The sequence below is a fragment of the uncultured Lactobacillus sp. genome (assembly GCF_947367125.1).
In the GTDB taxonomy this organism is placed as follows: domain Bacteria; phylum Bacillota; class Bacilli; order Lactobacillales; family Lactobacillaceae; genus Lactobacillus.
On the sequence record NZ_CANBCQ010000039.1, the window covers coordinates 1 to 22,835 of the forward strand.

The 22,835-nt window shown below is 38.4% G+C and carries 27 protein-coding genes and 1 pseudogene; all 28 read right to left on the bottom strand.

The window, feature by feature from the left end:
* Positions 1-125: 125 nt before the first annotated feature.
* Positions 126-1,634, bottom strand: a complete 1,509-nt coding sequence (locus Q0Y84_RS10105) for an ATP-binding protein (RefSeq protein ID WP_297953229.1) — start codon at positions 1,632-1,634, stop codon at positions 126-128.
* A gap of 240 nt (positions 1,635-1,874) precedes the next feature.
* The gene (locus tag Q0Y84_RS10110) at positions 1,875-2,159 is read right to left on the bottom strand and encodes a hypothetical protein (RefSeq protein WP_297953230.1); all 285 of its coding nucleotides are present in this window, start codon (positions 2,157-2,159) and stop codon (positions 1,875-1,877) included.
* A gap of 150 nt (positions 2,160-2,309) precedes the next feature.
* Positions 2,310-2,569 (bottom strand): annotated as a pseudogene (locus Q0Y84_RS10115) (serine hydrolase); the annotation flags it as partial.
* A gap of 36 nt (positions 2,570-2,605) precedes the next feature.
* A complete protein-coding gene (locus Q0Y84_RS10120) occupies positions 2,606-4,120 on the bottom strand; it encodes an L-lactate permease (protein ID WP_297953232.1) in 1,515 nt (504 codons plus the stop codon).
* 251 nt (positions 4,121-4,371) lie between these two features.
* Complete coding sequence (locus Q0Y84_RS10125) at positions 4,372-5,166, bottom strand: metal ABC transporter permease (protein WP_297953234.1); 795 nt, start codon at positions 5,164-5,166, stop codon at positions 4,372-4,374.
* Complete coding sequence (locus Q0Y84_RS10130; protein WP_297953236.1) at positions 5,166-5,813, bottom strand: ATP-binding cassette domain-containing protein; 648 nt, start codon at positions 5,811-5,813, stop codon at positions 5,166-5,168. Before Q0Y84_RS10130 ends, Q0Y84_RS10125 begins: the two co-directional genes overlap by 1 nt.
* Before the next feature lie 27 nt (positions 5,814-5,840).
* Positions 5,841-6,734, bottom strand: coding sequence for a zinc ABC transporter substrate-binding protein (locus Q0Y84_RS10135; RefSeq protein WP_297953238.1), 894 nt, complete (start codon positions 6,732-6,734; stop codon positions 5,841-5,843).
* A gap of 253 nt (positions 6,735-6,987) precedes the next feature.
* Entirely contained in the window at positions 6,988-7,266 is a 279-nt protein-coding gene (locus tag Q0Y84_RS10140) for a metalloregulator ArsR/SmtB family transcription factor (protein ID WP_041811225.1), read from the bottom strand.
* A 192-nt stretch (positions 7,267-7,458) separates the two neighbouring features.
* Entirely contained in the window at positions 7,459-9,456 is a 1,998-nt protein-coding gene (locus tag Q0Y84_RS10145; protein WP_297953240.1) for a fructose-specific PTS transporter subunit EIIC, read from the bottom strand.
* A gap of 20 nt (positions 9,457-9,476) precedes the next feature.
* Positions 9,477-10,391: a 1-phosphofructokinase gene (pfkB, locus tag Q0Y84_RS10150; RefSeq protein WP_297953242.1), complete on the bottom strand. Its 915-nt coding sequence runs from the start codon at positions 10,389-10,391 to the stop codon at positions 9,477-9,479.
* Entirely contained in the window at positions 10,392-11,147 is a 756-nt protein-coding gene (locus Q0Y84_RS10155) for a DeoR/GlpR family DNA-binding transcription regulator (RefSeq protein WP_297953244.1), read from the bottom strand.
* 238 nt (positions 11,148-11,385) lie between these two features.
* Complete coding sequence (locus Q0Y84_RS10160; protein WP_297953246.1) at positions 11,386-12,600, bottom strand: ABC transporter permease; 1,215 nt, start codon at positions 12,598-12,600, stop codon at positions 11,386-11,388.
* Complete coding sequence (locus tag Q0Y84_RS10165; protein WP_297953248.1) at positions 12,593-13,489, bottom strand: ABC transporter ATP-binding protein; 897 nt, start codon at positions 13,487-13,489, stop codon at positions 12,593-12,595. The genes Q0Y84_RS10160 and Q0Y84_RS10165 overlap by 8 nt, the downstream gene beginning before the upstream one ends.
* Before the next feature lie 196 nt (positions 13,490-13,685).
* The gene (locus Q0Y84_RS10170; protein WP_297953250.1) at positions 13,686-13,901 is read right to left on the bottom strand and encodes a hypothetical protein; all 216 of its coding nucleotides are present in this window, start codon (positions 13,899-13,901) and stop codon (positions 13,686-13,688) included.
* A gap of 83 nt (positions 13,902-13,984) precedes the next feature.
* A complete protein-coding gene (locus Q0Y84_RS10175; RefSeq protein WP_297953252.1) occupies positions 13,985-14,209 on the bottom strand; it encodes a hypothetical protein in 225 nt (74 codons plus the stop codon).
* Positions 14,210-14,217: 8 nt separating this feature from the next.
* Positions 14,218-14,385 (bottom strand): hypothetical protein, encoded by a 168-nt coding sequence (locus tag Q0Y84_RS10180; RefSeq protein ID WP_297953254.1) that lies wholly within the window; start codon positions 14,383-14,385, stop codon positions 14,218-14,220.
* 15 nt (positions 14,386-14,400) lie between these two features.
* The gene (locus Q0Y84_RS10185) at positions 14,401-14,811 is read right to left on the bottom strand and encodes a hypothetical protein (protein ID WP_297953255.1); all 411 of its coding nucleotides are present in this window, start codon (positions 14,809-14,811) and stop codon (positions 14,401-14,403) included.
* Positions 14,812-15,042: 231 nt separating this feature from the next.
* On the bottom strand, positions 15,043-15,249 hold the full coding sequence (locus Q0Y84_RS10190) for a helix-turn-helix transcriptional regulator (RefSeq protein WP_297953257.1): 207 nt from the start codon (positions 15,247-15,249) through the stop codon (positions 15,043-15,045).
* A 13-nt stretch (positions 15,250-15,262) separates the two neighbouring features.
* Positions 15,263-15,835 carry a DUF2975 domain-containing protein gene (locus tag Q0Y84_RS10195; protein WP_297953259.1) on the bottom strand — a complete coding sequence of 191 codons (573 nt, stop codon included), beginning with the start codon at positions 15,833-15,835 and terminating at the stop codon, positions 15,263-15,265.
* A gap of 147 nt (positions 15,836-15,982) precedes the next feature.
* Entirely contained in the window at positions 15,983-16,537 is a 555-nt protein-coding gene (locus Q0Y84_RS10200; protein WP_297953260.1) for a DUF234 domain-containing protein, read from the bottom strand.
* Between the two features lie 22 nt (positions 16,538-16,559).
* The gene (locus Q0Y84_RS10205) at positions 16,560-16,724 is read right to left on the bottom strand and encodes a hypothetical protein (protein ID WP_297953262.1); all 165 of its coding nucleotides are present in this window, start codon (positions 16,722-16,724) and stop codon (positions 16,560-16,562) included.
* A gap of 20 nt (positions 16,725-16,744) precedes the next feature.
* Positions 16,745-17,149 (bottom strand): ATP-binding protein, encoded by a 405-nt coding sequence (locus tag Q0Y84_RS10210; RefSeq protein WP_297953264.1) that lies wholly within the window; start codon positions 17,147-17,149, stop codon positions 16,745-16,747.
* A 282-nt stretch (positions 17,150-17,431) separates the two neighbouring features.
* Entirely contained in the window at positions 17,432-19,738 is a 2,307-nt protein-coding gene (locus Q0Y84_RS10215; protein ID WP_297953266.1) for a glycoside hydrolase family 31 protein, read from the bottom strand.
* Between the two features lie 109 nt (positions 19,739-19,847).
* A complete protein-coding gene (locus Q0Y84_RS10220) occupies positions 19,848-21,251 on the bottom strand; it encodes an FAD-binding oxidoreductase (protein ID WP_297953268.1) in 1,404 nt (467 codons plus the stop codon).
* 206 nt (positions 21,252-21,457) lie between these two features.
* Positions 21,458-21,646 carry a hypothetical protein gene (locus Q0Y84_RS10225; RefSeq protein WP_297953270.1) on the bottom strand — a complete coding sequence of 63 codons (189 nt, stop codon included), beginning with the start codon at positions 21,644-21,646 and terminating at the stop codon, positions 21,458-21,460.
* A 13-nt stretch (positions 21,647-21,659) separates the two neighbouring features.
* A complete protein-coding gene (locus tag Q0Y84_RS10230) occupies positions 21,660-21,851 on the bottom strand; it encodes a hypothetical protein (RefSeq protein ID WP_297953272.1) in 192 nt (63 codons plus the stop codon).
* An 81-nt stretch (positions 21,852-21,932) separates the two neighbouring features.
* The gene (locus Q0Y84_RS10235; protein WP_297953274.1) at positions 21,933-22,157 is read right to left on the bottom strand and encodes a hypothetical protein; all 225 of its coding nucleotides are present in this window, start codon (positions 22,155-22,157) and stop codon (positions 21,933-21,935) included.
* Positions 22,158-22,322: 165 nt separating this feature from the next.
* On the bottom strand, positions 22,323-22,646 hold the full coding sequence (locus tag Q0Y84_RS10240) for a bacteriocin immunity protein (RefSeq protein ID WP_297953276.1): 324 nt from the start codon (positions 22,644-22,646) through the stop codon (positions 22,323-22,325).
* Between the last annotated feature and the right edge of the window lie 189 nt (positions 22,647-22,835).

The following is a 22,835-nucleotide window of genomic DNA, read 5'->3' on the forward strand; positions in this document are numbered from 1 at the left end:
AAAGAACCAAACAGCCTTTTAATGGTTGCTTGATTCTATTCATTTACTCATTATCAACAGGATTTGACAAAGAGCCACTAAAAAAGGCTGATAATTCATTTTTACGTGGATCATCAGCTTTTTGATTACTCATGATAAATATCTTGAACCGCCATACCCCAATATGGAATATATTCCATATATCTTTTACTTGCATTCTTATCATATGGTTTTATTAAATGCGCTTCTAAACTTGATGCAATTGCCTTAGATACTTGAGAAGCATCTTTATCTGATAAATTAAATGTTTTACGAATTGAAGAGTTACTAATCTTCATGTCATTTACATATTTCAAACTAGCATCCCAGTAAATTGATTCATTCTTTTCAGTAATAGCCAATTCACTAAATGCTTTTTCCTCACGAATAGTTACTTGCGTAGCAGTGGTACCCTTGCTTAAAATTTCGACCGCTGGTAAATGAGCCTCTTCTAATGAATAAACCACTTTATCAATCCCAGTACCACGTGATTCAGTGATATGAAATTTACTTAAGATATTAGCCAATTCAGGATTACGGGATCGAGGTGGGACGTCTAAAAATCTAAGTGGTTCAATCAAAGGAATTCCTGGATTACTGATTACCAATCTATTATCAAAAATCTCAACCATTGGTCTCATACCCGAAATCGTGAAGTCTTGATGCACTAATGCATTAGCGAGAAGCTCACGAACGGCTATTATTGGGAATTTATAAACATCCTTCCTTATTCCATCATCATAATCTTCTACATATGGAATATGATCCATAATATCTTTTAGAATCTTATCAAATGAAACCATAATACCCGCTTTTTCAATTTCATTATAACTAGCATTAGCTAGTTTCATATTGCCCTGATATCTAGTTATGAATATCGACCTATCTTGTAATGCGGCAAAATCTTGTAGATTTTTTGCTAAAGTATAAGCACCTAAATTAGTAATATTAAAAATATCTTCTCCAACCTGACTTATTATATTATTATCAATCAAACTTTGTTTTAAGGAAGAATCATTATTTAAGTTTTCGTTGATATGCTTTACGTAAAAATCAAGATCTAAATATTCAAAGAGTTGTTTAAAGGTCAAGCCTGTTTTGGCAAAAGCTAACTCAAACTTTGAAGATTCAAAGGATTCCCAAATTCTTCTTTCTTTTTCAGGAAATAGATTAAGTTTCTGGTTTGAAGTACCTACTCGAATATAATCTATCCCCATAAACTTCAATGGTTGATTTAAATGCTGAACATCTATTGTCAAGCAAACCATTTTCTTCCCCTTTATCTCGCACTTATCCCAAATTAAGTTCAATTTAGGATCAATGAACTTATTTAAATAAAAAGTAAGAGAAATATTGCTCTTATTCGACTTTCCTTTCTTATTTTCTACAATTGCTTTTTCAGTATATGGATCAAAATCTGTACCGACTATTTCTTTAGTTAAGTCTTTGACTCCCCATATCAAGTAGGCATACGGAATATTAGCAGCTAAAGCAGAATTACCTAAAGCTGAAATATATTGTCCTATTGTCTTAGCATCTTTTAGGCCAGTTTTATATTCAATCGTTTCCGATTCATTATCATTTTTTATTAAATTTATTAATTCTGTTGATTTCATTTTTTATTTTCCGCCATTTTCTCTTATTTTCTTTCATTTTCCGCCATTTTCTAAAGTAAATCAAGAATTAAATTTATCTATCTTATAGATGCTGCAAAAGCTTGATATATCAAGCTTTTTTCTATTCTGCCTTAACATTTTTCATTTTCCGCCATTTTCTAAGAAAACGAGAATATATCAAAAAAGCTGATAATTCATTTTTACATGAATTATCAGCTTTTTTCTATATAAAATTTTCTTTTAAATTGCTTCACCAATTATATGATGCCAAACGAAAAAGCCAATCCCAATAATTAAGCTAATCACAGCATACAAGATCAGCCAGACGTTGAAAAAGCCGCCGGCCAAACCAACACCTCCACCAATAATCAGTAAAATAAAGCAGGTAATGTCACCGCCCATATAAGGATCGGCTTCCATTACGATATATACAACTCCTGCAGCAATAAACAAGCTGCCTAAGATTATTTCTAAAATACCACTCACAAGGTTACGACTTGCCCAAATACCTAGAATGCCGCTCATTATACCTTCAAAGCAAAGCCAAATTGCAAGTAGTATCAGCAATATTCCGGTAACTAATTTTGTAATTCTCATTTTAACCCACTTCTTTCTAACTACCTCTATTATTAGAGTGAAAGGAGTAAAATTCAAAGATAAGCACTCTTAGGTTACAGGAATGCTTCCCTCTGCACGAATAATATTACCCTTGAAGTATACCCCACCAAAATAGGCAACTTCCTGGTGCTGTGCTTGCTGGTAGTATTGATTTATCATGTTCGAATTTTTTAAGACACCATTATATACAAATCTCCAGCACCAAAATCATAAGATGTCGTCACTGCTATCTTATGCCAGTTAACATTGCCACTCATTGGTTGAGAAACCCGGCTCTGTATTACCTCAGAAAAATTCTTAATTTGATGTAGATTCAACTCATTTTCAAGTGAATCATCAGCTTTTATTTATATCTAAATCATTCCTGCAATTAAACCAACTACATATAAGAAGACACAGCAAACTACTAAATACAAACCGCCCCACTTCACGGTCTCTTTCAGGATTTCGCCTTCATCACCTTCGCGGTTAATTGAACCAGTTGCCACGGCAATATTTTGCGGCGACAGCATCCCTGCCGTTGCGCCAGTCATGTTCGATGCTACAACCCAGTACTTACTTACACCTAGGTCCATTGCAGCCGACAGTTGTAAATTTCCAAAGAGAACGTTAGCTGAAGTGGCAGAACCAGTTAAGAATGTTCCTAATGCCCCAATGAGTGGTGCAAATAATGGATAAGCTGGCCCTAATAAGCTAACTAAGGCCACTGCCAATGCATCGGTCATTCCTGCATAGACCATTACTTTGGCTAATCCTACAATTGCACAAACCGTAATTGTTGTCTTCCAGACGCTCTTAATTACTTGTCCTAAAATCTGCATCATTTTCTTAAAACTAACGCCCTGAATTGCCCCACCGATTAAAGTAGCGACAAAAAGCAACGTACCTGGAGACGACAACCAGCTAATTGACAAGGTATTCGGATTTTTCCCCGTATAAACAACCAAATTAGTTGTCACCTTATTAAGTAAATTATTAACTGCTGGCACCAATGATGATGCAAAAATAACGAAGATGAAAACTAAGATAAATGGTGAACATGCCTTGAGCATTTCTTTAGTACTTGGTTTTTCTACATCAGGTTCTTCCTCCTCATCATGCCATCTAGTTAATAAAATCGTAACTGCGATTGAACAAAGTGACCCAACGATTGCTGGCAATTCTGCTCCAACAAACTTAGCCGCAATTACTTGCGGGATTGCCATGCCTAAACCTGACATCAAGGTAATTAGTCCAACGCCTTTAATTGCTTTAATAGAACCTTCCGTTAAAATTACTAGGATAAATGGCACCAGCACAACTAAAACAAATAATTGCAAGGTCACGATGAAGGATAATTCTTCTTGCTTTAACCCAGTCACTTCACCCAAGGTAATGATCGGCAAGCCAATTGCACCAAAAGCTGTGGCCGTGGTATTAGCAATCAGACTGATTACTGATGCTCTAATTGGCTCCAAGCCAAAGGCAATCAAAATCCCAGCGGCAATCGCCACCGCGGTTCCAAAACCAGCAATTGATTCCAAAAAGCCACCAAAGCCCCAAGCGATAATCAAAACAATAATCCGCTTGTCTGTTGAAATCGTCGCCAGCATATCTTGAATGGTCTTCATACCACCTGATTCGGTAGTGACATTATACGCAAATAAGGCCATCACAATTACGAACATGATCGGCCAAATGCCCATGATAATTCCTTCCAGTGCGCCAGTCATCGTATCTAACACTGGCAACTTAAAACTAAAGATCGCTAACGCCATGGTTAAAATCAGCCCAATCACACAAGCACGTGCAGCTGGCATTCTCATTACGCCCAATGAGATGATTAACCAAATAATTGGCAACAATGCGATCGCGAATCTAATCCACATCAAAAGTCTCCATCATTAAAAGTATCTCTTAATATTTAATCATTATTTAGGTAAAAAGTTAAAATTAGATACTAAACTTTAGCGAAAATTACAATTTTCACAAATTTTACTTGCAAGTTTCGCCAACAAACTATATAACAATTAATGGAAAGTAAAATTTCTCACATCATTTCAGAACTACTCCGTGGAACAGAGTAGTTCTTTTTTACACCAAAAAAGCCAGGCTGACTAGCTCAACCTGGCTTTTAATTTTAACGATGTTTAATCACATGAAGAGTATAAGCGACTAAATAAATTACTACCTCAATCGTTGCAATAAAGAATGTTACCGGCCAGTTGGTAATGAAGCCGAGATATAATCCGGCCCATACACCAAACAAGGCAAAGAAAACAGACCAACCGATCATCGCTGGGATCGTTTTGCCAATATAACGAGCTGTTGAAGAAGGCAGCGTTAGCAAAATGAAGACCAGCAATGAACCAACGATCTGGGCTCCGATCGCCACTGACATGGCTAAGGAAACCAAAAAGGCAATGCCAACCCAGCCAGTATGTACACCGTGGGCCACGGCTCCAATATGATCAAAGGAATCAAAATTCAGGCTGCGCGCTACCAAAATAATCAGCAGCAAAACTAAAATTGATAAAACAACCAATTGAATTACACCCTGCTTATCAACGCCGATGATACTACCAAATAAAATATTCGTCGCATAACGGCTATTCGAGCCCGAGATAGCCAAGAAAAGTACCCCTAGTCCAATAAACAAGGCCGAAATCGCACTAATTGACGATTCCTTTTGATCGCTGTGCAAGGACAATTCGCCAACGCCAATCGAACCTAGCAGGGTGAACAAGAGCATCCCCCATAACGGCGCAATCCCGATAAACACGGCAAAGGCTGCCCCAGCAAAACCAATTTCAGACAAGGTGTGAGCTAGGAAAGCATAATTACGTGCTACCACATAGACGCCAACTACCCCACAGGTAATTGCAATGAAAGTACTAGCTAAGAAGGCGTAACGCATAAATTCATATTGAAACATTACTCAAAATCCTCCTTAAACTCACTCATCTTTCCCTGTCTAATTGTCCCTTTGTTCAGGTACAAGTAATCAGTCATATACTTTTTAGCTAAAGGAATATCGTGAGTCACAAACAAAACGGTAATCTTGTGCTCTTGATTCAAGTGCTTAATTAAGCCCATCAATTCTTCCTTAGCAGCTGGGTCCAAGCTCGCTGTTGCTTCATCCAAGATAATCATATTGGGATGATCCAGCAAGGCCTGAGCCAGGTATGCCCGTTGTTTTTGTCCACCAGAGGCTTCACCCATGCGGGTATTTTGAATTTGACTCAAATGTGTTTCTGCCAATTGATGGTCGATCTGCTCTCTCACCTTTTTAGTTTTAAATAAATGAGCGTTCAAGCCAATAAAGGCGCGAATTGATAAAGGATATTCTGCATCGATATTGCGAAATTGAGGCACATAACCCAGTCTGACATTCTTATCAAACTTAAAGCTGCCCCCAGTCGGCTTTAGCATCCCCATCAAAATCTTAATTAAAGTAGTCTTCCCCGTTCCATTTGGTCCAAGTAGTGCCGTCATCGACCCAGCTTCAAGTTTAAAATTTAAATCTTGAAAAACAGTCTTGGTATCAAATTTCATCGAGAGATTATTTACTTCCAAAATCACTCATCACACCCCCTGCTTGACTAAAATTTATTTTTCCATCTTAGCCAAATTTTGGTAGTTTTCCTTTATCCAAGCTAAGTAAGTAGTATGGTTAGGAATTGTTTCGCGTACATTCAACACTGGAATATTATTTTCCTTAGCCAATTTTACAAATGACTTCACAGTTGAGCTGCTTGCTTGCGTATTATTAACAAAGAAAGCGATCTTCTTTGCTCTAATTTCATCATTCATCTTGTTGATCATCTTTGGACTTGGGTCAGTACCATTTTCGATAGCTTCTTCAAAGTCCTTGTCACCAATCTTGTAGCCTGCTTCTTTCAAAGCATAATCAAAGACTGGCTCACTAACAAAGACCGGCTTACTATTTTTCTTGTCAGTCTTTACGAGTTGCTTAATTTGCGCAACCTTAGCTAGGTACTTTTCACCGTTAGCCTTAAAGTAAGCTGCATGCTTCTTGTCGAGCTTAGACAAGCGTTTAACTAAATAATCAACATATTTAGTTGGCATATTTAAATTGTACCAAATATGAGGATTATCGCCCTTCTTCAAGCCCATCAAGTCTTCACCAACTAAGACCGGCTTTTTATTGACTGAACTAGCCAACTTATTCATCCAAGAATCGTAGCCTAAGCCATTAGCCACAATAATATTAGCCTTAGTCAATTCCTTGGCATCAGCAGTAGTTGGTTCAAAGTCATGGGGATCGGTGCTGCTATTATTAATAATCGCCTTAGCGCTGCCGTATTTACCCACAATATTCTTAGCGATATCGGAATAAACATTTGTGGTCGTTACTATGTTAATCTTATCTGAATCGCTAGCTGACTTCTTATTTGAGCATGCCGAAACAACTAAAGCCAGCACACTAACTAATCCTAAAATAGAAATCAACTTGGTAATTTTAGATTTGAAATTTTGCATAAAAATCCTCCTTGTGCAAAATAAAAAAGCATTTAATTAGAAAACTCAGCAAAAATTCTCTAATTAAAAGTTAGAATAAGCTAGTTTTGAACTTATGTCAACTTTTTTCAGAGTACACAAATAGCACCAGAGCTGCATAAGCCTGATGCTATCGTAAATTTAAGTCAATAAAATTTTGCTGAATTTTATTAAATGCTTTGTTCTAAAATTACATTATTATATAAACATATTTTTATATAATTGTCAAACCCAACTAAAATTCTTCCTTCACGTGCTGCCGCAAAACATCCAAAATCTTAATCACGTGCGTGTCTTCTAAGCTGTAATAACGCTCTTGCTTAACTCGTTCACTCTTAACTAGCTTTGCTTCTTCTAGAATCCTTAAATGACGTGAAATAGCCGGCTGGCTCACGTCGAATTGCTTAACTAAGTTATTAACGCTGCTTTTTTGGTGATCATTTAGATAATAAAGAATTTGAATTCTAATCGGATGATTCAACGCCCTAGTAATCCGAATAATTTGCTCGTCCACTCTCTTCACCCATTCATCCTTTTTAATTTATTATAGCGTATATTTTGGCACAAAAAAACGCTACCCGAAGGTAGCGCAAAACATAACAGAGTATCTTGATTTAAGTAGAGATCATCAAGATATTTATATTATAATACGTTTTTTACGTATTGTGTTAATTTTTGATCAATAACTGAAATTATTTTACTCTTTTTATTCGTTAGGGTCGTCCTTAACGTTCTTCTTCCAGAAACTCATGATCAAACCAGCAACAATTGAACCAATAATCGTTGCTAAGAAGTAGTACAAGATGTGGCTTGGACCACCGATGTTACCAGCAAGTGGTGATACCCAAAGACCACCGTGAGGAGCTGGAACACCAACGTGCCATAAACCAACTAAAGCACCACCAACAGCTGAACCAATGATACATGATGGAATTACACGACCTGGGTCAGCAGCGGCAAATGGAATTGCACCTTCGGTAATGAATGAAAAGCCTAATACCCAGTTAGAAACACCAGCACGACGTTCTTCTGTAGTGTACTTGTTCTTGAAGAAAGTAGTACCAATGGCAGTAGCAAATGGAGGAACCATACCACCAACCATTACAGCAGCCATCAAAATAGCAGCAGTAGTTGAGTGTGGGTCGTTAGCAAAAGCGCCTGAAGCAAAGACGTAAGCAGCCTTGTTGAAAGGTCCACCCATATCGATTGACATCATACCGGCAAGAATAGTGGTCAAAAGTACCAAGTTACCAGTACCCATGCTGTTCAAAAAGTGGGTAATTGCAAAGTTGATTCCACTAAAGATTGGGTTAATGATGTAGAACATAATTGCTGCAATAAAGAGCAAGCCCAAAATTGGATAGAAGAGCATTGGTTTCATACCTTCAACTGAGTGAGGTAATTTAGCAAATGCTTTCTTCAAACCAACCATCAAGTAACCGGCAATAAAACCAGCAGCGATACCACCTAAGAAGCCGGCCGGTGAAGTTGCGTGAGCTTGAACGTTAACTTGGAATTGACCATTAACGATTGAAGCCATGTAACCACCAACAAAACCTGGCATCAAGGCTGGTAAATCACCGATTGATTCAGCAATGTAAGCTGCCAAAACTGGAACCATGAAGGCAAAGGCCAAGTTACCAGCGTTGTTTAAGAAGATGAAAGCAGGAGTCTTAGCGCCACCCATGTAGTTTTCTACGATAAATGAGATGGCCATTAAGATACCACCACCAATAACGAATGGAAGCATGTGGCTGATACCGTTCATTAGGTTCTTGTAGATGCCTGCCCATAAGCCTGGCTTTTCAGTTGATGCAGCTTCTTCTGACTTATCAGAAGCACTTGCGTGGTAAATAGCTGCCTTGCCATCCATAATGTCATCGATCAATTCGCCTGGCTTGTTGATCCCGTCAACAACTGGATGGTTAACTAAGTGCTTGCCGTCAAAACGTGGCATATCAACCTTCTTATCTGAAGCAATGATAACACCCTTAGCACGCTTGATTTCATCAGGGGTCAACTTATCCTTAACCCCTTCTGAACCGTTGGTTTCAATTCTAACTTCGATGCCGCGCTTCTTACCTTCCTTAATCAAGGCTTCTTGAGCCATGTAAGTGTGGGCAATACCGTTAATACATGCAGTAACACCAACGATCAATGGCTTGCTGTCGTCATCGCTATTGCCTTGAGCCTTAGCAGCTTCTTTAGCCTTTTTAGCTTCGGCTGCCTTCTTGTCTTCTTCGTCTTTCTTAGCTTCGGCCTTTTCAAAAAGATCGATAACTTCTTCAGGCGTCTTAGCGTTCTTTAAAGCTTCAACTAAATCAGGATCAATTAATAAACCTGAAAGTTTTGCCAAAGCTTGAAGGTGAGTGTTGTCAGCACCATCTGGGGCAGTAATCATGAAGAATAAGTGAACTGGTTGACCATCAAGTGAGTTGTAGTCAATTCCTTCCTTACTCTTGGCAAACAATACACGAGCCTTGTTGATGTACTTGTTACGTGCGTGAGGCATCGCAATTCCGCCACCAATACCAGTAGTTGATTCGTTTTCACGAGCCCAGATTGACTTAATAAAAGCATCTTCGTCGTTAACGATATCAGTTGCTACTTCAAGGTCAGCCATTTCTTTAATGGCATCTTCTTTATTCTTAGCCTTAAGCTCCATAATCATGGAGTCAGGACTTAAAATATCCTTGATTCTCATCTATCTTATCCCTTCTAAAATTAAGAAATTTGCTCAACTTTAATTTGTGGAAGAACAGCTTCGATTTGGCTCTTAACTGCAATATCCTTAGTAAAGGCAGTAGCAGCACCACAAGCCATACCAATTCTGAAGCCTTCCTTAGGATCTTGGGTCTTGTAGTAAGTACCAACAAAACCAGCGATCATTGAGTCACCAGCACCAACTGAGTTAACAGCAGTACCAACAGCACCCTTGGCATGGTAAACGTGGTCCTTGGTAAGCAAGAAGCCACCTTCGCCAGCCATAGAAACCATCACGTTTTGAGCACCCATATCAAGCAACTTTTGAGCATATTCAAGCATAACGTCGCTTGAGTCAAAGGTTACGCCGAAAAGATCAGCTAATTCATGGTGGTTAGGCTTAATTACTAATGGCTTGTATTCCAAAGTATCAAGAAGTGCTTGACCAGTAGTATCAACTACAAATTCTGCACCAGCTTCCTTAATAGTTGGAAGAAGTGATTGGTAGAAATCAGTAGGAAGACTTGGAGTAAGTGAACCACTCATGACCACGATGTCACCCTTCTTCAAGTCGTTTAAACGATCTTTGAAAGCAGTGATTTCTTGATTAGTAATATTAGGACCAGCTGCGTTGATTTCAGTTTCCTTTTCAGCGTGAATCTTAACGTTCACCCGAGTGTTATCTGAAATAGTTACAAAGTCGCTTTCAATTCTCTTTTGGTTCAATTGACGAACCAATTCCTTACCAGTAAAGCCACCAACGAAGCCCCAAGCTGTGTTGTCAACGTTTAATTGGTTAAGGATTTGAGAAACGTTAATTCCTTTCCCACCTGCTAAAAATGCATCATTATTAGTTCTGTTAACTTCACCGCGGTTAACTTTTTCTAATTGTAAAACATAGTCAAGCGCTGGATTAACAGTTACTGTATAGATCATTTATTTTGCCTCCTTTAGATTGATATCGGCAGGTAATGCCGCTTTTTGACTGGATGTAAGTTGATCTGTTACCACACAAACGTCGCGTGTGTGGGCAAAAACAGCGAAGTTGCGTTCACCGATCTTCGATGAATCGGCTAGCACATATGCCCGTCTTGCCTGCTTGATCTCAGCAGCCTTAATTGCAGCTTCTTCGGGATCTGGCGTGGTAAGATTGCCATTTTGTTCAATCCCATTAGCCCCAACAAAGCTAACTGAAAAATTCATTGCCTTAATCTGACTTAGGGCAGTCTGACCAATCACTGCATGCGTGTCATCCTTGACCTCACCACCGATTAAGATGGTCTTAATGCCGTGATTGAGACTGCATAACGCCGTTTCAACACCATTGGTAATAATCTTCACGTTAGGGATGTCGGCCAAAAACGGTACCAATTCATAGGTAGTCGTTCCGGCATCGATAAAGACATTATCACCTGGTTGAACGAAATTGCTAGCTGCATACTGAGCAAGCGCAATTTTAACGTCATGATTCAAATTAAAGCGGACGTTCTGGGAAACATCACGAGAGAAATTCTTTACTGATTGTGCACCACCATGTACACGCTTAAGGATGCCATTCTTCTCCATCTGGATCAGATCGCGACGGATGGTTGATTCAGATGTTTCAGTTAAGTCACATAATTCGCTAACGCGGCACACTTCGTGCTGGTTGACGTAATTTTCAATTATGCTTTGGCGTTCTTGGGTCAGCATTCTTTTTCACCTCGATAAATATTGTATTCGCTTTCCCCTCCAAAATCAATCACATTTCTTCAAAAAGTTTCATTTTTAGTTATTTTTCTTCAAGATACTTCATTTTTGTGCAAAAAAGAGACCGAATCATCAAAATTCAGTCTCTTTCTTCGTCACCAACTATTTTTTCTTAGTCATTTTAGCCTATTTGACGAAGAAAAAGGCAGCGAAATCATCTCTCGCTGTCTTGATTAAGATTCTAATTTAATAAACTACGCTTAAAGTTTTGCCATGGACCTACATCATCTGTTTGCAAAATCAAGCTTGGGTAAATCTTTCTAATCCAAATAAATGAACCCACTGTAGCGGCCAAGGCAATCACCGCTGAAATAGCTGCTTCCCAATTACTTGCAGCGCCCATGATCACTCTGGCTGGCATGACAAATGATGACAAAAATGGAACATAGGACAATACTTGCGCAAACATGGTGTCGCCACTTGTTGACATATTTAATGTGAAAAGAAAACCGATCAACATCAATGTACTTAATGGTCCTACTGCCTTATTGGCATTCTCGCTCTTAGCAACTAAAGCTCCACAGAAAGCAGCAAAGATAATGAACAAAACTAAACCGATTATCGTAAAAAGCAGTCCCCAAGAAGCTAAATTGCCAATTGCCTGATCAATCATTGGCTTATATTGCTTAAACACACCACTAAAGCCATCGATGTATGGTGCCGCAAAATATACTCCTGCAAAGCCAATAACATAAATCAGCACCTGAGTCACAATTTCGCCAAAAATCCCCAGAATCTTACCAGTAAAGTAATCACCACCTGGCATACTGGAGAAGATTACTTCCATCATCTTGGTTCCCTTCTCGGTGGCAATGTCTTGTGCAGTTACTTGGGTATAGGTAATTACTAGCATATACAGAATAATTAACAAAGCCCAGAAGGAAATCTGCTTCACTGGATCGCTGCTAAAGCTCTTCTTTTCTGTATGCTTGACGCTTTGTTTAAACTTCACCTGGGTAGCTAAAACTTGACTCTGCTTTGCTGTCAATTTTGCCTGACTTAAATTCAACTGTTGCTGGACCGCATGCAGGTTTGCCATCAACTCTGACTTGACATCATCATCCATCTTTTCACTGCTGTAGTAAGTTGCAGACAACTGATTATTGTTCTGTTCTACTAAAACGTAGCCGTCAATGTCTTCATCTTTATAGGCTTTTTGAGCCTTTGCCTTAGTAGCATAATTATCAAAATCGTCTGATTTCTTTACTGCTTGCTTCAATGCTGGATTAGCTGTAACCACACCAATATAATTACCATCACTATTGCTGGCTGTCATCATGCCAATTCCAAAAGATAGGAAGAAAAATAAAAATGGTGCGAAAATCATTAACAAATATGACCAAGTTTTCACTTCTCTGCGGTAGGTTTCCTTAGCTACAAGCCAAATTTTATTCATGACGGGCACCTGCTTTCATCTTGAATATCTCATCTAATGTTGGTGGCTCTTGGTCAAAAGTTTGAATATATTGACCAGCTGACAAAGTATCAAAGATTTCTTTACCATACTTTTCGTCTTTAAGAATAAGTAGCTTAACACCATTATTTTGCAAAACTACATCTTTTACTCCAGGCAAAGTCATTAATTCAGCAACACCTTTATCAGTTCTGACAAAAATTCTGGTTAAACCAAAACTATTCTTGATCTCATTTACTGGACCATTCAATACGATTCGTCCATCATTAATCATGACGACATCATCACATAATTCTTCCACATTACGCATATCATGATCAGAAAAAATGATCGTAGCGCCTTGTCTTTTTTCTTCCAAAATTAATTGTTTCATCAAATCAACATTAACTGGATCCAGCCCACTGAAGGGTTCATCTAGGATAATCAACTTGGGCTGATGAATCAAAGTAGCAATCATCTGAACCTTTTGTTGGTTACCCTTAGACAAGGACTTAATTTTATCCATCGGAATTCCTTTAACTGCTAAGCGAGACATCCAGTCGGGCAATTCTTCTTTCACCTTTTTAGCTGGCATCCCTTTTAGACTAGCTAAAAAGCTAACCTGATCAGCAATTGTCAATTTTGGCATTAAGCTTCGTTCTTCAGGCAAGTAGCCAATATCGTCGTAATCTTTTGCGCTAAAAGTATGACCGTCAATGCTAATTTTACCGGTATAATCGACAAACTTCAGAATACTATGAAAAATGGTCGATTTCCCGGACCCATTTTTTCCAACCAGACCAAGAATTCGACCATCTGGGACATTGAGGCTTACATCAAACAAAACCTGAGTTTTGCCAAAGCTCTTGTTTAGGTGTTCTATTTTTAACATTAGCCGCTACCTCACAGATATTTCTATTAAATTGACTAATATTTTACAGGAAAACATATTACAGAAAAAGTAAACTAGAAAATTAATTGAATAAATCTGAAAACTTAGTCGAAATATTGTTTTTCAACAAAATACTTCTTCAGCATCAACAAATTGTCCTTTAACTTTTCCAACATAATAATTATCAATATCCAAATTACTGACTCTTATTCCTTTTCTTATAATAATTATTCATGAAAATAATCATAAAGATAGCAAAAACTACACCTTCAATTACATTCCCAATTACTGTTCCCCAGCTTAGTGTTTTGTATTGAAAATAGTCCCATACAAATCCTAATAACGTAAATAAAATACCGGCAACAATACCTCTGAGTCTAACTTGACTCTTAGTCAAAATTTTCTTTTTCATTTTTCTCACCTTATTGTCATATTACAAAATACCAAATTGGTCATTTTTTAGACTGATTTGGTATTTAACTTATTTCACAATAACTAATAAAAAATCAAACCACAGTAATAAATACCTTCAAACATATTTATCCCACCTCGCCGCCAGTAAGCTTGCAGGAATGTTGGATAAACTAATTCTTTCTTCTTTCTTTGCCAGAAAAAACTAACAACATATTTGCCATTTCTTTTACTACGGTAAGTTTGCGGAATCGCGACTAGCCAGCATACGGCAATCAGTGCAACGATGATCACAGCTAAGATTTTCATATCCATCCCTACTTTTTCTTATTTTTAGCTCTTTTTATTGATAAGTAAATCCCCGTTATTACAGGTATAAGAATAGTCAAGAGCATCCAGTGATAATACTTGGTACAACCAATTAATACAGCTAAAACTATTGCAACTAAAACGCTTATTCCTAATATCATTAACTCTTTTTTCATATCCATCCTTCACCTTTAGTTTTTCTTTCTTAAGAAAATTGCACCCATGGCCATCCCACAGATCAAGGACCATAAGCTACTATTAGAGAATAGAATTGCTCCTAAATTACCATCGTTTGTTTTAGTAATCCATCCAAAAATGAAGTCAACTAGTACAAATAAAATTCCAGTTCCTAGAATTTGAAAACATGCGCTCCAGGAAGTTAAAACGCCCTTATTTTCAACTAAGCTAGCAATAATTAAGCCACCAAACAGCGGTCCCACCACTGCGCCCAAGGCAACAGCGATAATAATTTGCATCATCTTCAAATGCCAGCCAGCTTCACTGCTCATGTACAGCAACATCAAAGCTATACCTACAACTGTCCCAATGATCATCCCCAAGATGATCTTTTTATTTTCACGCTCAAACTTTTGCTCTTTCATTTATTCCATTCCCCTTCAACTCAATTATTCCTTCAAGATTTTTACAATTTTCGTTATCACACTAAATATTAATAATGCTACTGCCGCCACTAATAAAATGATTCTAGGTAAACTCCATGGACCTTCAAATAGATTTATGAAAACAAAGAATAAAATCAATATTAGCATTCCAATGACTGACCTAATTTGTCTTTTCTTCTCAGATAACATTTTTCTTTCCTCTATGAAAAATCAATCATCTTTTTTATAAACCAATAAGTCTCCCGGTTGGCAATCCAACACTTCACAAATTTTGCTTAACGTATTAAATCTCACGCCGTGCGCTTTGCCCGTCTTCAGAATTGAGAGATTAGCGGGCGTAATGCCAACCTTTTCTGCTAATTCCTTGGAAGACATCTTCCGCTTCAACAACATGAAATCTAATGTCACTTCTATCAATCCATATCACCCTTTAAATAATCGAATCTGCGTCTTCTTGAACCTTCATCCCGTACTTGAAGACTAAGTAAACCACGTACAACACTGCTAAGAATAATAAGCCATTGGTAATGCTGCTTGGATACAGGAAGTTGCTAGTTACATCGCCAGCGTAACGCTTGCTCATTGCTGAAAAAGTTGCAAAATTGCAGAAGATAATAATGTAGTAAACAACTGTGAATCCAACATACACAGCAACTGAAATCAGCAATCTCTTCAAGTATTGCAAAGTATTAAGAGCAAAGTAGATTTCCTGCTTAATATTCTTAATAATCGCGCGAGCGTAATGACAAATAAAGAATTGGGCGAAAAAGCCAACAAACATAAAGCCGAATAAGCCAACGGTTATCCACCACATTGTGCTATTGCTCATCGACACTCCAATTTCTTGATGAAAACCTTTTTGAACTTCCGTCCGTATATCGGGTTGCGAAACGACAAAAATCATAAAACCAGTTACCACAACTGACATCACAATGCTTAACACACAAACTGCTTGGTAGATCCAAGCTACTACCGAAAGTAAATTTAAAATGAACTTTCTCATTTTTACTCCTCCATCTATTAAATCCTTTTCTTTATAAGTTATTGTATTACGATAATTTATAATTGCAAGACAGAAATAAAATATTTTTTTGCAATAAAAAAACGCCATTGGCTATAAACTACCAATGACACATTTTTCATCCCCATTCTACATTTCAGCAAAAGTAACCAGCTTGCAATTAACCTTTTCAGCTAACTCGCGGCAAGAATCCGTGAAATCCACTTTTGAAAACAGATAATAATGCTTTTGCGAATAATTGATCAGATTACTCCGATTAATCAAGGTCTCTAAAACAGAGCTAGAAATTGGCTCATTATGCCATTTACATTCGCCGAAATAGGCATTGATCTTATCGGCTGCTAGCCCCACTACATCTAACTCTTCTTTGCGCTTAGTTTTAGGATCAGTTCCCCACCAATAACCTAGATACTGGAACGGCACCGGAATAAAATCTTTATCTAAAACATGAGTCCACATGTAGTTTTGAGCTAATTTTTCGAACTCTTTGCCTAAATACTTCGGCAGCTGCTGCTCAACTTGAGCCAACACCGCTTGGCCGGCATCCCGCTCAATCAGACTAATATTCGGTCCCACAAAGGTATACCAAAAGCGAAACATCCCATCTGAGATTTCATACAGCGTATGTTTAGTACGTGGATTATTAGCCTCGGTCACCGGAACAATTTTAGTAATAATGCCCAAATCAATTAAGTTAGTTAGATACTTAATTAATAGTCGAAACTGTCATATGACTGCTGGTAGCGATCTTATTTTGCTTAGAAGCGCCCATGGCGATGGCATTAATAATTGAATTATAGGTACTAGGATCACGTAATTCCTGCTTTAACAAATTATTTGGCTCTTCAAATAATGGCGTATTTTGTTGCAAAAAATTCTGATTAATATTTTCTAAAACGGACTCTTATAGGCCAAGACTTGATTTTCCATAAAGGACATCGAAGAGCCACAAAGAATCAAAAATAAATTAGTCTTAGTAAAGAAATAACCAATATAATATTGAATCAATGAACTAATCGTCGGATATGCTTTGGCCAAATAAGGATATTCGTCGATAGCTAAGACCACGCGCTGCTTTTGCGCTAATTCAGCAATCTTCTTAAACGCCTCATCAAAAGTAGCAAAACTTGATTTAGCCGTATTATGAGGATCGATAAAATCATAAATTGCCGTGCTGAATCTTTTTAGACTATCGGCCGCATTCTCCTTTAACCCAGTGAAATAAATTGCTTTTTTGTCTTTCAAAAATTCATTAATTAAGGCTGTCTTACCGATTCTACGTCTACCGTAAATCACCGCGAACAGAAACTTATCACTGTCATAAAGCCGTTTCAGTGTCGATATTTCTTTTTTCTGCCGATAAACATTTTCTTCCTCTAAAAAACATTATCGTAATCATGTTTATTATAATAATGTTTATAATAACGAAGAAATAACTACTATTTATAACCCTAGCATTACAATCGGCACGACTTGAACCTTGTCTTACAGCTAGTTTTACATTTTTCCACCTTGAATTTGCAAACTTTTCCACCCCAACAAAAAAGCCGCGGATCTCGCCGCAGCTTTCGCATTATTTTATTCAATTACATATTCGCCGTCGCAGTAGTTCAAAATCACCTTGCGATCAGCTGATTCAACTACAATTCGTTGATATTCATGTGCATAACCATGATGAGTTAACTTCACTGTTACCTGATCACCATCAACTTCAACGTCATACAAGTTGTATTCGCCATTTTCATACTTAAAGTCAAGACCATTATCTTGATAATGAGTGTACTTACCACGCTTGCCAAAGACTCTGAAGGTCATTTCTTGATCTGGTTCATCAGAAATGTGACTAACTTCCTTACCCCATGGTAAAATCGTATTCTTCTTGATAAATAATGGCAACTTATCAATTGGTGCATCAACTAAAATCGTATTTCGTCCGGCATACTCAACCCCGTGCCAAAAGTCGATCCATTCACCTTCTGGCAAGTAAACGGCCCGCTTCGTCTGACCTTCTTGAACAACTGGGGCTGTCAAAATGTCTTCACCCACCATGTACTCGTCGTTCATGTTATACACATGTGGATCATTTTCATAATTCAAAACCAACGGCCGCATAACTGGCAAGCCTGTCTTGCTTTCACGATAGAATTCATCATAAAGATATGGAATAAAATGATAGCGCAACTTCAAATATTTCCGATAGATTGACAAAGTTGGTTCACCAAAGACCCACGGTTCCTGTGAACGCGTGCCAAGAGCGGCGTGATTTCTGTAAAGCGGACTAAATAAAGCCCCTTCAATCCAGCGAGTCAATAGTTCAGGTGTCGTATCAGCACCGAAACCACCGATATCAGTACCAGCAAAGCTAAAGCCACTCATACCCAAGTTACACAATTGCGGAATCATCATCTGCACATGTGGCCACAGACTTTGGTTGTCACCAGTCCACACTGTGGAAAACTTTTGTGTTCCAGCATAAGCTGCCCGCGTAATGACAAATGGGCGCTTACCTGAATATTTCTTCAAGCCTTCATAAGTTGCCTTAGCCATGTTGTGGCCATAGACATTATGCATCTTGTCATGCGTAGTCGCTTCGTCTTCGTTGTGGAAAACAGTATCACCCGGAATTTCACCTCTAAATGAAGCAGGTTCATTCATATCATCCCAAATACCGGCCACGCCTAGATCAACCAAGTACTTGCAGTTCTTAGCCCACCATTGACGCACTTCTTCACGGCCAAAGTCTGGGAAGACGGCATCCCCTGGCCAAACTTCATTGACATAAACAGTACCATCTGGTGCCTTGACAAAGTAGCCCTTCTCCAGCCCTTCTTGATAAATCTTGTAGCCAGCATCGTCCTTCTTCACACCTGGGTCAATGATCGTGATAATTCTGAAGCCCAGTTTGCGCATCTTTTTAATAAAATCAGCTGGATCTTCATAGCTATCTTTTCTCCACGTGAAGACGCGGTAGCCATCCATGTAATCAATATCCAAGTGGAGCACGTCACATGGCAAGTCATACTTGCGCAAGTTTTCGGCAATCTTTTCCACCTGCTTTTGACTAACGCTATAGCCCCAGCGTGATTGCTGGTAGCCTAAGGCCCACTTCTGCGGCAAAGGCACACGACCGGTTAAGTAAGTGTAGTTGGTAATAACTTCCTTCAGCGAAGCCCCGCCAATGACATAGTAGTCAATGTTGCCGTTAACTGCAGAGTAGTAGTAATAATTGTTGCTTTCCTTGCCCAGATCAATGTGGTTGCGGTAAGTATTGTCAAAAAAGATCCCGTAAGGATGACCATTCTTCAAGCCTAACAAAATTGGAATCGACTTGTACAAGCGGGTAAAGCTTTCGACCTGTGGATCAGGATTGTCGGTGTTCCAGTTGTCATAGGCATAGTGGCGTTTGTTCAAATAGCCAGTTTTGTCACCTAAGCCGTAAAATTGTTCATCGCCAGCCAATGACTTGATAATTTCATAGTAGTTTTGATCATGCTGACCGAGCAATTTTTTAACGTCATGACCTTCAGATTCCGCCAGTTTAAGGTGTTCCTTATCCATTTGCCGATCAATTGGCGTCCGTTTTTCGCGGTAATCTAAGATTAACGGATTGCTTGCTTCATCATAGACATCGATTTTTTCATCAGCGTATGCTTTAACGATTAACTTCTTAGTGGTTAATTCTGCATGATCGCCCTTATCTTCGACCTCAAAGTCGGTCTTAATCTCCTTGTCACCTTCGATGGCATAAGAGTTGCTGGCATTGCCACGATCCTGGAAGATACGGATAATTTCCGGTGTTAATACGGTTAAAGTGATTAGTCCGTGTTCATAGTTTAAAGTAACAGTTTGCCCCTTTTTTGTAAAATTAGTAAGTTGATTAGTCATAATTTACCTCTAAAATCCAAAGCTATGTATTCGCTTTCAATTTTAGCACAATAAGCAACTAAATTGGGCCATACCATAAAAAAACTGCCTTACGGCAGTTTTACTTAATTTATTCCATTGGGAAAATTTTATCAGGATTCAAAACATAGTTTGGATCAAAGACATGCTTAATCTTTCTCAATAATTCAGTATAATCATGACCATAATAATCTTCGAACCAATCTTTGCGGGCATAACCAATACCGTGTTCACCGGACATGTTACCGTCTAAGGTTTTGGCGGTCTTGTAAAGTTCTGTAATTACGTAGTGACTCTTTTGCTTATATTCTTCATCGCTCATTTGATCAGAGCACAGGTAAATGTGCAAATTGCCATCGCCAGCATGACCAAAGTTAGGAATCCGCATGCCAGTATCCTCTTCTAATTCATCAACCCGATGCAAAACATCAGGAATATGATTAATTGGCACACAAATGTCGACTTCATCCATCTTTGGCGTCGACTTTTGAATAGCTAAAAGCAAGGCTTCCCGGCAAGCCCAAATCTTCTTGGCTTCCTCTGAATCAGCATCCAAAATTACCGCATCTTTCGCCTTGAATTGCTTGGTTGCAGCTAAAGCTAATTTCAAACCAGCCTGCAATTCTTCCTTAGTCAAAGCATCCAACCCCAAAATAATGAAGCCATCGCCATTAGTGATTGGGAATTTTTCATCGTAGTACTTTTCCCAGAGGCTAATTACCTTTCTGCCCATGAATTCAACAGTAGTTGGCACTACTCCGGAAGCCAAAATTGCTGGCACTGACTTAATCGCATCGTCCAAAGTAGGAAATGGAATAATCGCGTTGATTGATTGTTTCGGCCGTGGGTACAGGCGCAGGGTTACTTCTGTTACCACGCCCAAGGTCCCTTCTGAGCCGATGATCAAATCCTTCAAGGAATAACCGGATGAGGACTTAACTGCCTTAGCGCCAAACTTATAAAGCTTGCCGTCAGTCAAAACAACCTTTAATTCACGGATGTGCTCTCGAGTAACGCCATACTTGATCGCCTTTAAACCGCCAGCGTTAGTATCGACATTACCACCAATTGTAGCCCAGTGCATGGCTGGCGCTGGCATGTAAGTGAATGGCTTGTTAGCCAGATATTCTTCAATATCCTTCAAGCGAATCCCGGCTTGCACTGTCATCGTTAAACTATCTGGCTCATATTCCAGCACCTTGTTCATCTTGATCATATCAAGCGAAATTCCGCCTTCAATGGTCAAGTTGCCACCCATCAAACCAGTTGAATTACCACGTGGCACAATTGGAATATGGTGATCGCTGGCATATTTCACCACATTTTCTACTTCTTCATTAGTTTCTGGTTGAATAACCAAATCAGGCATGGCTCTAACCGTCTTGAATTGGTCATGATCCCAGTGAACCGTTGGCTTAGTGATAAAACGATCTGGATCGGAAATGAATTTGCTTAAGTTATCGATATCTGTTTTAGTTAATTTGTTAAATTTCATCTTGATGCTCTCTTTCTAAATCAATTTACTCTGTTACATCTAATGTATTCGCTTTTGAAAGCGGTGTCAAAAACGGCGATCGTAGATTTTTTAGTAAATTACCTGAATTTCTATGTCAATATACTTTAAACGAGCTACTGACAAGCTTTTTTAAATAACAATCAAATAAATGTGATCAAAATAAAAAAGCTGCCACATGGCAACTTCTAATTAAACAAATCTGACACCTTAGTCGGAATATTATTGTTCTTTACAAAATACTTTTTAAAGGTCGCAAAAGTTGGTTCTTCCTTACTGCAAGTGTACATGTCATGCACCGCTAACAGCCCAGTAATCATCAAGTTGACGCCCAAAACAATCAACAAGCCAACTAAAATATAGAATAAATAAAGCATTGTTCTTCTCCCACTAGATCGTTACTTGGCCCCAAGTAATATCTTCCACAAAGTATCTAATAAACGCTTGATCAAAGCTCATTCCTTGACCATTGTAGACATGCCACTTTTCACGCTTAGCACCGATCGTTCTAATAACCGAAATCACTGTGCAAATTACCAAATAAATAAGTACTCCATCAAAAATTATCTTCATTGCTGTCATGTCTACACATCCTTCCTCTTAACTGTATTGCTTATCTAATACACTAATATTATTTAGTCACTTTGTCAATACTTTTCGGGCTTACTTTTTCCGACCTAGATATAAAAAGCCGTAGATCGCCGGTCCCACTACCACTGCCCCAGCAATTGAGACAATTACTACAGCAATAAAGCGCGGCATGGCAAAAAATTCTAGACTAAATTTCATGCAAGCCCAGGCGCCAAAGAAGAAAATGGCCCAACCAATTAACATTGAAATCATCATATAAAGGCCTGAAAATTTAGGTTTTGAATTTTTATCGCTCATTGTGGTTCCTCATTTCTAAAAATATTTTGCCATGAATTATTGTTCAATTGGCAAAAATGACGTATTCGGTCGAATTTTGGACATATTTGGTCATTATAAGCCTATTTTCGGTCAAAAAAAAAGGAGTTAACCAAAAACTTTGTTAACTCCCTTGATAATTTTCGTTTATTTTCCGATAATGTCGGCAAAAGCCATCCCTAAAGCAGCTCCACCAACGGCACCAGCTTGTGCTGAAACCGGACGAGCACCACTGATAATAGCGTGGTGAAATTCCATCACACCGTGTGACAGTTTGCTCTGCCAGCTCAATGGGTCAAGGCCAACGCGAATCAAGTTGCAGACGTAATTTGCGGACTCGCCGTTCTCCAGTTGATGCTTAGCATTAAGCAAAACCTTGCGCTCTTCGGGCTTGCTCTGCTCATCGACTAGCAAATCAGTAATATTATTCAAAAGCCAAATCTTCAAGTCTTTCTTATCTTCTTGATACATTTTTAGACCCTTCTTTAATTTTATTTACCTTATATTTTATCCTTTTTATGCAAAAAAGCCATGGATTTTTGGCCCTATACTTTTTCCTGTTGATGGTTTACTCAGAAAAGAACAGCCTATGGCTACTCTAATTATATTAATCTCTTAACTCGCATCAGACTTGAAGAAAACAAAGTAAAAGAAAAAGAA